The organism is Peribacillus sp. P4_C12 (assembly GCF_056402095.1).
On sequence record NZ_JBFUIB010000076.1, the window covers coordinates 1 to 13,653 of the forward strand.

The 13,653-nt window shown below is 40.3% G+C and carries 15 protein-coding genes; 13 read left to right on the forward strand and 2 right to left on the reverse strand.

Translation table 11 applies throughout. The features are described from left to right. The first annotated feature begins 128 nt into the window (after positions 1-128). The 4 genes from alaS to AC1DUW_RS12640 all read left to right on the forward strand — a co-directional run bounded on the left by alaS (position 129) and on the right by AC1DUW_RS12640 (position 3,828). Positions 129-2,765: an alanine--tRNA ligase gene (gene alaS, locus AC1DUW_RS12625; protein ID WP_477642673.1), complete on the forward strand. Its 2,637-nt coding sequence runs from the start codon at positions 129-131 to the stop codon at positions 2,763-2,765. A gap of 66 nt (positions 2,766-2,831) precedes the next feature. Continuing rightward, complete coding sequence (locus tag AC1DUW_RS12630) at positions 2,832-3,101, forward strand: IreB family regulatory phosphoprotein (RefSeq protein ID WP_034311358.1); 270 nt, start codon at positions 2,832-2,834, stop codon at positions 3,099-3,101. Next, positions 3,101-3,526, forward strand: a complete 426-nt coding sequence (gene ruvX / locus AC1DUW_RS12635) for a Holliday junction resolvase RuvX (RefSeq protein WP_053347052.1) — start codon at positions 3,101-3,103, stop codon at positions 3,524-3,526. The genes AC1DUW_RS12630 and ruvX overlap by 1 nt, the downstream gene beginning before the upstream one ends. Before the next feature lie 11 nt (positions 3,527-3,537). Beyond that, positions 3,538-3,828 carry a DUF1292 domain-containing protein gene (locus tag AC1DUW_RS12640; RefSeq protein ID WP_053347051.1) on the forward strand — a complete coding sequence of 97 codons (291 nt, stop codon included), beginning with the start codon at positions 3,538-3,540 and terminating at the stop codon, positions 3,826-3,828. A gap of 60 nt (positions 3,829-3,888) precedes the next feature. Here the strand turns inward: AC1DUW_RS12640 and AC1DUW_RS12645 are convergent, their stop codons facing one another. After that, a complete protein-coding gene (locus AC1DUW_RS12645; RefSeq protein ID WP_169787520.1) occupies positions 3,889-4,044 on the reverse strand; it encodes a hypothetical protein in 156 nt (51 codons plus the stop codon). A gap of 339 nt (positions 4,045-4,383) precedes the next feature. Between AC1DUW_RS12645 and mltG the strand changes: the two genes are divergently transcribed. The 8 genes from mltG to AC1DUW_RS12685 all read left to right on the forward strand — a co-directional run bounded on the left by mltG (position 4,384) and on the right by AC1DUW_RS12685 (position 12,872). Next, positions 4,384-5,526: an endolytic transglycosylase MltG gene (gene mltG / locus AC1DUW_RS12650; RefSeq protein ID WP_477642674.1), complete on the forward strand. Its 1,143-nt coding sequence runs from the start codon at positions 4,384-4,386 to the stop codon at positions 5,524-5,526. A 290-nt stretch (positions 5,527-5,816) separates the two neighbouring features. Next, positions 5,817-6,482, forward strand: a complete 666-nt coding sequence (locus AC1DUW_RS12655) for an O-methyltransferase (RefSeq protein WP_377438138.1) — start codon at positions 5,817-5,819, stop codon at positions 6,480-6,482. Beyond that, a complete protein-coding gene (locus tag AC1DUW_RS12660; protein ID WP_053347048.1) occupies positions 6,469-7,398 on the forward strand; it encodes a peptidase U32 family protein in 930 nt (309 codons plus the stop codon). Before AC1DUW_RS12655 ends, AC1DUW_RS12660 begins: the two co-directional genes overlap by 14 nt. 32 nt (positions 7,399-7,430) lie before the next feature. Continuing rightward, positions 7,431-8,702 (forward strand): peptidase U32 family protein, encoded by a 1,272-nt coding sequence (locus AC1DUW_RS12665; RefSeq protein WP_377438135.1) that lies wholly within the window; start codon positions 7,431-7,433, stop codon positions 8,700-8,702. A 1-nt stretch (position 8,703) separates the two neighbouring features. Continuing rightward, on the forward strand, positions 8,704-9,342 hold the full coding sequence (gene udk, locus AC1DUW_RS12670; RefSeq protein ID WP_053347046.1) for a uridine kinase: 639 nt from the start codon (positions 8,704-8,706) through the stop codon (positions 9,340-9,342). Between the two features lie 308 nt (positions 9,343-9,650). Beyond that, positions 9,651-10,127, forward strand: a complete 477-nt coding sequence (gene greA / locus AC1DUW_RS12675; RefSeq protein ID WP_053347045.1) for a transcription elongation factor GreA — start codon at positions 9,651-9,653, stop codon at positions 10,125-10,127. 162 nt (positions 10,128-10,289) lie between these two features. Further along, positions 10,290-12,029 (forward strand): peptidoglycan D,D-transpeptidase FtsI family protein, encoded by a 1,740-nt coding sequence (locus AC1DUW_RS12680; protein WP_477642675.1) that lies wholly within the window; start codon positions 10,290-10,292, stop codon positions 12,027-12,029. A gap of 99 nt (positions 12,030-12,128) precedes the next feature. Then, positions 12,129-12,872, forward strand: coding sequence for a YrrS family protein (locus tag AC1DUW_RS12685; RefSeq protein ID WP_477642676.1), 744 nt, complete (start codon positions 12,129-12,131; stop codon positions 12,870-12,872). Between the two features lie 88 nt (positions 12,873-12,960). On the opposite strand, the gene AC1DUW_RS12690 is transcribed toward AC1DUW_RS12685, so the two are convergent. Then, complete coding sequence (locus AC1DUW_RS12690; protein WP_053347042.1) at positions 12,961-13,173, reverse strand: DUF2536 family protein; 213 nt, start codon at positions 13,171-13,173, stop codon at positions 12,961-12,963. A 159-nt stretch (positions 13,174-13,332) separates the two neighbouring features. On the opposite strand from AC1DUW_RS12690, the gene AC1DUW_RS12695 reads away from it, so the two are divergent. Beyond that, positions 13,333-13,653 (forward strand): methyltransferase domain-containing protein (locus AC1DUW_RS12695; protein ID WP_477642677.1); only part of this gene is annotated, 321 nt, incomplete at its 3' end.

Consider the following 13,653-nt stretch of genomic DNA (forward strand, 5'->3'; position numbering starts at 1 on the left):
GGTGATGGACGAAGGCTTTTTCTACGTCCATAATCAGGGTGGTACCGCGAGTTAACTCTCGTCCCTGTTTTTGGGATGGGAGTTTTTTGTGTGCTCAAAATTACATAATTTTAAAGGAGGATATATAGATGAAGTATTTAACTGGTGCTCAAATCCGCCAAATGTATTTAGATTTTTTTAGTGAAAAAGGCCATAACATTGAACCAAGTGCGTCATTGGTTCCTCATGAAGATCCATCATTGCTATGGATCAACTCTGGGGTAGCAACGTTAAAGAAATATTTTGACGGACGGGTAATTCCTGAAAATCCAAGGATTACAAATGCACAAAAAGCAATTCGTACAAACGATATTGAAAACGTGGGGAAAACTGCGCGTCATCATACGTTTTTCGAAATGCTTKGTAACTTCTCAATTGGTGAATACTTCAAAGAAGAAGCAATTACATGGGCATGGGAATTTTTGACCGACGAAAAATGGATTGGTTTTGACAAAGAGAAATTAGCGGTGACAATCCACCCGGAAGATGACGAAGCATTTGAGCTTTGGAATAAAAAAATCGGTGTTCCTGCTGAAAGAATCATCCGTTTGGAAGAAAATTTTTGGGATATCGGTGAAGGTCCAAGTGGCCCGAATACGGAGATTTTCTATGACCGTGGCCCAGAATATGGTGATGACCCGAATGATCCAGAATTATATCCAGGTGGCGAAAATGAACGGCATTTAGAGGTTTGGAACCTTGTGTTCTCTCAATTTAACCATAATCCTGACGGTTCTTACACACCGCTTCCGAAGAAAAATATTGATACAGGCATGGGTCTAGAACGTATGGCTTCAGTCGTGCAAAATGTGGCTACAAACTATGATACAGACCTGTTCATCCCAATTATTAGAGCTGTTGAAGAAATTTCTGATGTGAAATATGGTGTCGATGTAGAAAAAGATGTGGCATTTAAAGTCATTGCCGACCATATACGTACAGTAGCATTTGCTGTTGGAGACGGAGCACTTCCATCCAATGAAGGTCGCGGCTATGTGCTACGTCGTTTACTTCGTAGAGCGGTTCGTTATGCGAAGCAAATCAACATTAACCGTCCATTCATGTTCGAGCTTGTGACAGTGGTTGGTGAAATCATGAAAGATTTCTACCCAGAAGTTCTCGTTAATAAAGAATTCATTGCGAAAGTAATCAAGAATGAAGAGGAACGGTTCCATGAAACGCTTCATGATGGACTAGCTATTCTTTCTGAAGTCATCAAAAAAGAAAAAGAAAAAGGCGGAACAGTCATTCCAGGTAGCGATGCATTCCGTTTGTATGACACATACGGCTTCCCAATCGAATTAACGGAAGAATATGCGGAAGAAGAAGGCATGACGATTGATCAATCTGGCTTCGAAAAAGAAATGGAAGCACAGCGTGAACGTGCTCGCTCTGCGCGTCAAGATGTGGATTCCATGCAGATTCAAGGTGGAGTATTAGGCGACATTAAAGTTGAAAGTGAATTTGTCGGATATGATCAGGTGGCAGTTGATGCAAAAGTTGCGGCAATCGTGAAAAATGGCGAGCTTGTAACAGAAGCGCAAGAAGGCGAAGAAGTTCAGGTGATTCTGAACCAAACACCTTTCTATGCAGAAAGCGGCGGACAAATAGCTGATAAAGGAACGATGGCTAGTGAATCCGTTAAAGTGAATGTACATGATGTTCAGAAAGCACCAAATGGCCAAAACCTGCACCGTGTAACTGTTGTAGCCGGCACTTTGACTACAGACACTGAAATTGTTGCTGCGGTAGATCAAGAAAACCGCATCCATATTACGAAAAATCATACGGCGACACATCTTTTACATCAAGCCTTGAAAGATGTACTAGGAACACATGTTAACCAAGCTGGTTCACTGGTACAAGCTGAGCGTCTTCGTTTTGACTTCTCTCACTTCGGTCAGATTACAGCAGAAGAGATTGAACAGATTGAAACGATTGTAAATGAAAAAATTTGGCAAAGCTTACAAGTGAATACGGATTATAAAAACATTGAAGAAGCAAAGGCAATGGGCGCGATGGCCTTGTTCGGCGAAAAATACGGCAAGATAGTCCGTGTCGTTCAAATTGGCGATTATAGTCTTGAGCTTTGCGGCGGTGTTCACGTCCCGAATACAGCGGTAATCGGCTTGTTCAAAATTGTTTCTGAAAGCGGCATCGGTGCGGGTACACGCAGGATCGAAGCAGTAACAGGAGCAGGAGCATACAAATTGATGACTGACCAAATCGGTGTATTAAAAGACGCAGCTGCTAAATTGAAAACAAACTTGAAAGATGTACCTTCAAGAATTGAAACAGTTTTAGCGGAAGTGAAAGATCTTCATCGTGAAAATGAAAGCTTGACTGCAAAATTAAGTAATATTGAAGCAGGAAGCCTTGTTTCTAACGTAAAAGAAATTAATGGTGTACAAGTATTAGTGGCAAAAGTTCAAGCTACTGACATGAATAATCTACGTGCTATGGCAGATGATTTGAAACAAAAGCTTGATTCTGTCATTATCGTATTAGGATCGGCTCAAGGCGATAAAGTCAATTTGATTGCCGGAGTTACGAAGGATTATATCGAACGCGGTTTCCATGCCGGTAAATTAATTAAAGAAGTCGCATCACGTTGCGGTGGAGGCGGCGGCGGCCGTCCAGATATGGCACAAGCCGGTGGAAAAGACCCAGAAAAATTAGATGCAGCACTTAATTTTGTTGAAGAATGGGTCTTAACGATTTCATAATCAATGAAAAGTGTTGTACAATGAAGATAATAATGGATTCTGGACGCTGAGGAGAGGTGCATGATAATGAGTTCCTTTGATAAAACGATGAAATTTAATTTTCCCGAAGAACCATTCGAAAGAGATGTACAGGAAGTATTGTCTCAAGTTTATGTTGCACTTCAGGAAAAAGGTTATAACCCGATTAACCAGATTGTCGGTTATCTATTATCTGGTGACCCGGCCTACATCCCGCGCCATATGGATGCTCGAAACATTATTCGTAAGCTTGAACGCGATGAGATCATTGAAGAATTGGTTAAATCGTATCTTAAGAACCATCGAGAGGAATACTAATGCGCACAATGGGACTTGATTTAGGTTCAAAAACCATCGGCGTTGCTGTGAGTGACGCGATGGGTTGGACTGCACAAGGATTGGAAACAATCAAAATTAACGAAGCTGGAAATGACTTCGGCTTTAAACGTCTCAATGAAATAATAAAAGAACATGAAGTTTCTAAAATTGTCCTCGGTTTACCCAAAAATATGAACGGAACCGTTGGACCGCGCGGTGAGATCAGCCAAGATTTCGCCAAACGTTTAGAAAACAAATTCAAGCTGCCGGTGTTTCTCTGGGATGAACGGTTGACAACGATGGCGGCTGAACGTGTTCTTCTTGAGGCGGACGTGAGCCGAAGCAAACGTAAGAAAGTCATTGATAAAATGGCAGCTGTCATGATTCTACAAGGTTTCTTGGACAGACAAACAAATTCAATATGAGGTGAATACAAATGGAACACGGCGAAAACAACATTACAGTAGTAGATGAAAACGGAAACGAGCAGCTTTGCGAAATCCTGTTCACATTCGATTCTGATAAATTTAACAAATCTTATGTACTTTACTATCCGATGTCTGCTGAAGATGACGAGGAAGAAATTGAAATCCACGCTTCATCATTCACACCAAGCGAAGATAATAAAGATGGTGAACTTGCACCAATCGAAACAGAAGAAGAATGGGATCTAGTCGAAGAAATGTTAAATACATTCCTTGACCAAGAAGAAGCTGAAGAAGAATAATATATATAAAAACTGACCTTAAACCTAGGTCAGTTTTTTTCATTATGTACCAAAAAATCCTTATCTTTTCTCCACAAACAAAAGAATAAAAGTGGCGAGTGGACCTAAAAATAATGATAATATGAACCATTTCAAAGCCGTTCTATTTTTACCTTGAGCAAGCCCGGCATTAATGAGTGCTAGTGTCCCCCAACCAACAAAATAAGAATTATCCAACTCCTTCACACCTTTCTTTATCTAAAATTAATAGTAGCATAACCACATAAATATTCTTTTTATTTTATCAAATGTCTGAAACACCACTCGTATTTGAAGAAAATCTCATGAAAGTCTATTACAGCTGATTACTAAAAAATATCACTAATTCCCTATTAAATAACACCTGTATATTGACAAAACTAGTGCGATTTTGCCATAAATAGAGTAATAACGAATGTAGTTTTGCAAAAAACATGTATTTATTTGTTGGTTTTAGTATAATATTCGAAGCAAAGTCTAATTAGAGAAAGCATCTTCTAGGAACCATTATGTAGTTGGTGTGAGTTTGCAGGGGGAATGAAAATGGATGAAAAAGATCATAATTTATCAAAAAAGGAACATATTCGAATGAAATTGTTAGAACAGCAAGGAGAAGCAAGGCTTGTTCGTAAAATTATCATGATTACGATAGCTTCGCTAATTTTATTAATCGGGATAGTTGGTCTTGTGGGCTTTTTATATATCAATTCAGCCATGAAGCCAGTTGATCCTGACGATGACACGATTAAGAAAGTGAAAATTCCAATCGGTTCTTCCGTGAATGGAATTTCAACATTGCTTGAAGAGCAAGGGATAATCAAGGATGCCCGTGTATTCAAATATTATATTAAATTCCGAAATGAATCCGGTTTCCAGGCAGGTGAGTATAAATTATCACCATCCATGCCAATTCAAGATATTGTGACTAGCATCAAAACTGGGAAACTTATGAAAGAAGCGGCCCTGAAAATAACGATTCCGGAAGGAAAGCAGCTTGTTCAGATTGCCGATATCATTGCCGTGAAGACGGATCAAGATCCGAAAGAAATTTTTAAGACATTGAATAGTGAGAAATTCGTTAATTCCATGCAAGAGAGATTTCCGGAGCTGTTAACGTCGGAGATTGAGAATAAAAATGTTTTGTATCCGCTTGAAGGGTATCTATTCCCAGCGACCTATGACTTTTATGAGGAAAAACCGTCTTTAGAAGCAGTAGTAATTGAGATGCTGAAGAAAACGGAAGAGACCTTGCAGGCATATGAAACTCAGATGAGTAAAAAAGATTATTCTGTTCATCAGATGTTGACATTTGCTTCGCTTGTTGAAGAAGAGGCAACTGCCCAGGTAGACCGTGGGAAAATTGCTTCCGTCTTCTATAATCGTATCAAGAAAGGTATGCCGCTACAAACCGATCCGACCGTTTTGTATGCAAAAGGTTCACATAAAAGTAAGGTGCTATACAAAGACCTTGAGGTGAAGTCTCCGTATAATACGTATAAGAACAAGGGGTTGCCGCCAGGTCCGATTGCCAATGCCGGAACAACATCGATTGATGCGGTGTTAAAGCCTGAGAAGACAGATTTCTTATACTTCTTGGCAACACCTGAAGGAGAAGTTCTTTATTCGAAAACGTTGGAAGATCACAATAATAAAAAGGCAGAACATATTACCAATAAATAATAGCTGATAGCTAAAGCGACTAGGGGGGAGGGATATTACTTTCCCCTTGTTTTTATGATAGAATAGTAAAAGTGAAATTTCAGATCCGATTTTTATCGATGACTGTAACTCGGCGATTGCCGGGTTTTATTTTGAAAGATAAGGAAATATAGATCGTCAAGCATACTGGTTTCAGCATGTTGTGTAAAGATGATGGCACTTGAAAGGTACTGATTATCTTTCGGTCCAGCTCATCTTCTGCTTGAACCAACCAAAGCGCTTTCGTTTTTCTTATTATTGGAGGAAATGTCTTGAACGGAAAAATAGAAAAATATCTTCATACCTTAATCCCGGAACGTACGGGTTTAATTAAGGAGTTAGAGGATTTTGCACTGGAAAATAATGTGCCGATCATGGAGCCTGAAGGTATAGAGGTGCTACTCCAGATTTTGAGGCTTCATCAACCGCAGGCGATATTGGAAGTTGGTTCAGCGATTGGCTATTCGGCTATAAGAATGGCTGAAACCTTGCCAGAAGCACGTATCGTCACACTTGAACGGAATGAAGCTCGAATTCAACAAGCGAGAGCTAATTTTGCTAAGGCTGACCTTTTGGAACGGATTACCCTTATTGAAGGGGATGCCCTTGAAGCAGGGCCGCTAGTAAAAGAACATGGTCCGTTTGATATCATCTTTGTTGATGCAGCTAAAGGGCAGTACAAGCGCTTCTTTGAGCTGTTTGAGCCATTCCTGAAGGATGCTGGCATTATTATTACTGATAATGTATTATTTAAAGGCTTGGTTGCTGAAAACATAGAAGAAATGGAAATGACGAGACGAAAACGTGCTCTTATAAAAAAAATTAGAGACTTTAACAATTGGTTACACAACCATCCACATTACGATACAGTAATTCTGCCGATTGGTGATGGTGTGGCCATAAGTAAACATAGAGGTGACAAAAATGAAAAAGCCTGAATTACTCGTGACTCCGACAAGTGTCACTCATATTACAGCGCTTATCGATGCGGGTGCTGATGCATTCGTTATCGGGGAACAACGTTATGCGCTTCGTCTAGCAGGGGAGTTCAAACGTGAGGACGTCAAGAAAGCAATTGAACTTGCACATGCAGCAGGTAAAAAAGTATACGTGTCTATGAATGCTATTTTTCATAATGAAAAAGTGGACGAGCTTGAAGAATATGTCGTTTTCCTTAAGGAAGCAGGGGCCGACCGGATTATCTTCGGAGATCCTGCTGTCCTAATGGCCGTTCGAGCTGTAGCGCCGGATATGCCGTTGCACTGGAATACAGAAATGACGGTAACGAACTGGTACACGTGTAATTATTGGGGAAAACGCGGTGCTGTCCGTGCCTTGGCTGCTCGTGAAATAAGTTTGGACGAAATTGTTGAAATGAAGGAAAATGCCGAAGTCGAGATTGAAGTGCAGGTCCATGGTATGACGTGCATGTTCCAATCGAAGCGCTCGCTGCTAGGTAACTATTTCGAATACCAAGGCAAAGCGTTAGAAGTGGAAAATCGGAAGGAACAAAAAAGTATGTTCCTGCATGACAAGGAACGTGAAAATAAATATCCGATTTATGAAGACGAAAATGGAACGCATATCATGAGTCCGAACGATATGTGCATGATTGATGAACTTCAGGAATTAATTGAAGCGGATATTGATTCTTTGAAAATTGAAGGGGTGCTACAAACGCCTGAGTATATCGTAGAAATAACAAAATTATATCGTGAAGCGATTGATGTATGTGTAGAAGATACGGACCGTTATGATGATATGAAAACAGAACTATATGAAAAAGTTAAAGCGATTCAGCCGGAAAACCGTGAGTTGGATACAGGATTCTTCTTTAAAGAATCGGTTTATTAAAGAAAAGGGTAAGAGAAAGAGGAGGAATAGCCTTGAATGCTATTGCTAATAAAATTTCCAAAATAGTTGATGGAAAGAGAGTCATTGTTAAAAAACCAGAATTGCTGGCTCCCGCTGGCAACCTGGAAAAATTAAAAATAGCTGTCCATTATGGCGCAGATGCTGTGTTTATTGGTGGACAGGAATACGGACTTCGTTCAAATGCGGGTAACTTCACTTTTGAGGAAATGAAGGAAGGCGTCGAATTCGCTAAAAAATATGGTGCTAAAGTATATGTGACTACGAATATCTTCGCTCATAATGAAAATATCGATGGACTTGAAGAATATCTGGAAGGCCTTCAGGATGCGGGAGTTCATGGAATTATCGTTGCTGATCCGTTAATCATTGAAACTTGTAAGCGGGTTGCTCCTAACGTTGAAATCCATTTAAGCACACAGCAGTCGTTGTCGAACTGGAAGGCTGTTCAGTACTGGAAAGAGGAAGGTCTAGAGCGTGTGGTTTTGGCACGTGAGACGAGTGCTGATGAAATCCGCGAAATGAAGGAGAAAGTCGATATAGAAATCGAAGCGTTCGTTCATGGTGCAATGTGTATCGCCTATTCTGGACGCTGTACTCTTTCAAACCATATGACTGCACGTGATTCGAACCGCGGCGGCTGTTGCCAGTCTTGCCGTTGGGATTATGATTTATATGAATTAAATCAAGACGGGGAAAAAGCTTTATTTGATAAAGAAGATGCTCCATTCGCAATGAGTCCAAAAGACTTGAAATTGATTGAATCTTTGCCTGGCATGATTGAAATCGGCATTGATAGCTTGAAAGTCGAAGGCCGGATGAAGTCCATTCATTATATCGCTACAGTTATCAGTGTTTACCGTAAAGTGATTGATGCGTATTGTGCCGATCCGGATAATTTCAAGATTAAGCAAGAATGGTTGGAAGAACTGGACAAATGTGCGAACCGCGAGACAGCATCGGCGTTCATGGAGGGAGAAATTCCTGGGTATAAACAGCAAATGTTCGGGAATCATACCGTAAAGACTCGCTTCGACTTCGCTGGACTGGTGCTTGATTACAATGAGGAAACTCAAATCGTAACCCTTCAGCAGCGTAACTTCTTCAAGCCTGGTGATGAAGTGGAATTTTTCGGACCGGAAATCGAAAACTTCACTCAAAAAATAGGCACTATCTGGGATGAGTCAGGTAATGAGTTGGACGCAGCACGCCATCCGCTTCAAATTGTCCGCATTCAAGTAGACAAGCAAGTATATGTGAACAATATGATGCGGAAGGAGAATTAACATGACAGGGAAAAAACCAGTAGTCATCGGAGTTACCGGCGGGTCAGGGTCAGGTAAAACAAGTGTTACCCGTTCAATTTTTGAATTCTTTCAAGGGCATTCAATCTTGATGATCGAACAAGATTATTATTATAAAGATCAGAGCCATCTGCCATTTGAAGAACGATTGAAAACAAATTATGATCATCCGCTCGCATTTGATAATGATTTGTTAATCGAGCATCTTAATGCGTTGCTAAGCTATGAAACGATAGAAAAGCCTGTTTATGATTATTCGATTCATACACGTTCAGATGAAGTCATCACCGTTGAACCACAGGATGTTATCATTCTTGAGGGGATTCTGGTGCTGGAAGATGAGCGCCTTCGAAATTTGATGGATATGAAGCTCTATGTAGATACTGATGCAGACTTGCGGATACTTCGCCGAATGACGCGCGATATTAAAGAACGTGGCCGTTCCTTAGATTCTGTCATCGATCAATACATCAGCGTCGTTCGACCGATGCACAATCAGTTCATCGAACCGACGAAACGTTACGCCGACATCATCATTCCTGAAGGTGGTCAAAACCATGTGGCGATTGACCTTATGGTAACAAAAATACAAACAATCCTTGAACAAAAGTCTTTTTTGTAATAACATAGCATAAATAATGATAGGTGCCATTTTCCTTCGTTTTTTTAAAAATCCCATTTATTTATTGGGAAAGACTGGACAAATGTTGGAAAACGCAATACTCTATTCTTGATACAGAACGAACCGGCTGCTCAATGCAGTCGGTTTATATACTAAGGAACGGTTTGTTTCTTAGTATCAAAGCGTGCTCATTATTAAAGGCGCGCATATATAAATCTGACTCAAGTATTTAGGGTTAAGAACTTATATAGTACATAAACTTGTCACAGCGAATGCTTGCTGTAAAGAATTTGAAGGAGTGAAGGGTTTTGGCAATTGAAAAAGAATATCCAATGACTAATGAAGGTAAAGCAAAGCTTGAACAGGAACTGGAACAATTAAAAACAGTTAAACGAAAAGAAGTTGTAGAGAGAATTAAAATCGCCCGCAGTTTTGGAGATCTTTCTGAGAACTCAGAGTACGATTCCGCAAAAGAAGAGCAGGCATTTGTTGAAGGGCGTATTACTACAATCGAAAACATGATTCGTAATGCAAAAATCATTGAAGGCAATGATTCGAATACAGATACAGTATCACTTGGAAAGTCTGTAACGTTTGTAGAACTTCCAAACGGTGACGAAGAAACCTATTCGATCGTTGGTAGCGTTGAAGCGGATCCATTCGAAGGGAAAATTTCAAATGATTCTCCAATTGCCAAAAGCTTAATTGGAAAAAGAGTTGGCGACAAGGTTTCGATTATGACACCTGGCGGCGAAATGAGCGTTAAAATTGTGTCAATTAGCTAATGACATTTAAAGAGGGTGCCCCTTGAGGGCATCCTCTTTTTGTCGGAATAATGTTAGTCTCTTTATAAGTTGAAGAAAAGTAGAAAATCAAGCAACTTTAAATTTGTTCATAATTGTTTAAAAATTCACACCTCGTCAACAATGGTTACGAGGTGTATTTTTATGAAAAAGAAACGAATGAGGATGCTGGCTATTGTATTGGCTACTTTGATGCTAATGCTCATAGGCAGGCTTGCCTACATCCAACTTGTATCGACAGAATCTTTCTCTAAACATGATGTGAATTTAATAGAAGCAAGTGTAAACCAGCGGTCGCAGATTTTAAAGATTGATGATGGGCGGGGGAAGTTTTATGACAGAAATGGAGAGCCGCTTGCCCATGAAGAGATTCCAACCCTTGTGCTGTTTCCATTTTTGAACAAAATGACATGGCCTATAGATGAAATTGCCTCGATTATCGGCAGACCGGAATCGGAGTTGAAAAGGGCAATTGCGGAATCGGATGAACCATTTGTTTTTGGCGGAGATAAACCGATTGAGTTAACGGCCAGCCAATCGAAGGCTATCAATGAAATGAAGATCCCTGGGGTTTTTGCTGTGAAAGAAAAGCTATATCACGATCAAACTCCGGCAGCGCAATTGATTGGCACGACGAATATATCAGATGCCGAAAAGAAAAAGCGTTACCCGGATATGGAACTAGCTGCCGAAACGAAGATCGGCAATACTGGACTGCAAAGAACCTTTGACGAATTCTTGCTTTCAGCAGGAGAATCAAAGCTCGTTTTTCATGTAGATGCTACTGGCGGTCCAATGTTCGGTGTGGATGTAAAATACGTAGAACCTGCAAACCCGCTCTATCCAGTGAAAGTTATAACAACGATTGATAAAGAAATCCAAGAAAAAGCGGAGAAGCTTGTCGATGAACGCGGGATAAAAAAAGGGGGGCTCGTACTGATTGATATAGAAAAAAGTGAGATCGTAGCCATGGTATCACGTCCAGCCCTTGATATAAAGGATCCGAATGGCGAGGGAGCCATCAATATGATGCTTACTCAAAAATCGCCGGGCTCCGTTTTCAAAACGGTCACAGCTGCAGCAGCAATTGATTATGAAGCAGCTAGTCCTACAAGAACATTCAATTGTAATTTGACGATTAAAGGAAAAACAGATAAACAGAGGGAGCTGGGCATGCTTAATTTTGAAAACAGCTTTGCTCAAAGCTGTAACAGGACGTTTGCCGAGTTGTCACAGGAAATCGCTGTGAAAGACCCTGACTATCTAGATAAATATGCAAAAATGTTAGGCTTAATCGGCGAATCGGGATGGCAGGGTGATGTGTATCATACAGCAGTTACTCAACTGTATCATGAACAAAAAGGAAAGGTTTGGCATGATGACGATTTAAAAAAGGACCCTGAAATGATTGCCCAAACAGCAATTGGTCAGCAGGATGTCCAAACGACACCGCTTGCAATAGCCAACATGATGGCGACGATTGCCCGCGGCGGTAAGAAAGAACAGGTTAAAGCCGTGTCAAAGGTTGAATTTAACAATAGTACGACCGTTGTAAGCTTTCCAAATCAAAGTATGGATGGAAATTCCCTTTCTCCCTATACAACAATGAAGCTGCAGCATCTCTTACGGAAAGTCGTAACCGAAGAGAAAGGGACTGGTGCTTCCTTGAAGGATTTGCCTGTAGAGGTCGCAGGCAAGTCTGGAACAGCACAGATGGAAACTGAAAAAGGGGAGCTCAATAAATGGTTTGCAGGCTATTTCCCTTATAAAAATCCTAAATATGCATTGGTTACGGTCAGTTTTGAAACGAATGAAAATAGTACCAGCATGACGCCTCTTTTTTCAGATATTGTAAAACTTATGTACTCCAAGGACCAGGACTAGTGCAAGAATTGACGAAAAGTCTAGGAAAGCCTTCCCTTCTATCTCTAGCCAAATCATGTTAAAATGAGGCAGTACGAAATGGTAAGGGAGGAATGGACCTTGGGCTCAAGATTCAATCAGAGAGATCAAAAAAGAAAAGTAAATAAAATATATAATATCGCAATCACCGTTGTCTCGATTCTTATTGTCATTGTCGCCGTCTCTATTTTCTTAAGTGATGATGGCTCTGATACAGAAAAAGCTACAACTGAACCAAAGCAGACCGTTGAAAAAGATGAGAAGAAGAAAGTGGATAAACCTGCTGGCAAAGAAGAAGATACTGATTTGACTAAGGAAGATGAAGACGAGGATAGCAAAGCAACTGAAGAAGGTACAGAAGAAAATACTGAAGATGGCACAGATACAGACGCAAACACAGACACAAACAAAGATACAAACAAAGACACAAACAAAGACACAAATCCAGATACAGACACAGAAAAAACAGGGGACGCTGAGCTTGTCGAAGTGGAAGGAAGCGGAGATGGCAATGTCGCGACTACATACACGAGCGAGAGCTGGAAACCAGTTGGCACAGAGCAATCCGGTAAACACACAACAAGCTTTCAAAAGAACTCTGTTGATTGGAATGAAATGAGTAAAGCGATTGCTCATGGAGCAGGTATTGACCAAGGTAACATGAGACTGTGGTGGCTTCAAAACGGCGGATCACCTAACACTGCAATCGGTACCGTATCAGAAGGGGACAACCCTAAAACCTTCCGCGTTTATATTGAATGGGTAGACGGATCAGGTTGGAAGCCCGTAAAGGTTGAAGAATTGAAGTCGAACGATAAGAAATAAAAGTCAGAGTTTATATGAATATATCTTCAAAATGAAAAACCCCCGAAAAGAATGCCTCTTTTCGGGGGTTTTTCATTGATAATAAAGATTACTTTTTGGCTTTAAAGTGAACGACTGCACTGTAAAATCTTCTGCCCTCTTCACTGACATACATTTGGTGCGATACGGAGTGGACTTGAAGCATGATCGCTTTATTGATTTCGATTTGTGACTGGATTTTTTCTTCTAGGTTCTTGATGCTTTCTGCTTCAAAAAATTCAATTTTATCTTCGAATAAGTTTAAGTCGAGTTGAAAATTCATTTCTGTATTCCTCCAACGTTTTAATAGTGTTAGTTTAACACCAAATGAATTGAATCTGAACTTGAATGATAGATTTGCCTAAAAAATAAGAACTGTTCTTAGGTTCATTTCATATTATGCTTATAGGTTTTATTATCTTATCATAAAAAGGTGATTAAAATGGGCAGAGAATTTGTAGAGTTATTTGAGGAATGGTCGAAATCGTATGATGATACCGTCGGTGGACACGATATTGAATATCAAGAGGTTTTTAAACATTATGACAACATATTAGACAGCGTCACGAGTCGGGCTCACGGTCATGTGCTGGAGTTTGGGGTAGGGACCGGGAATTTAACAGCAAGGCTGCTGAAGAAAGGTCTTATGGTGTCTGGAATTGAGCCGTCACCAGCAATGAGGGAAATAGCGGTTAGCAAGTTAAGGGGAAAAACAGAAATTATCGATATTTCCCTCATTGCTGGTGACGGCTCAATTCCAGAC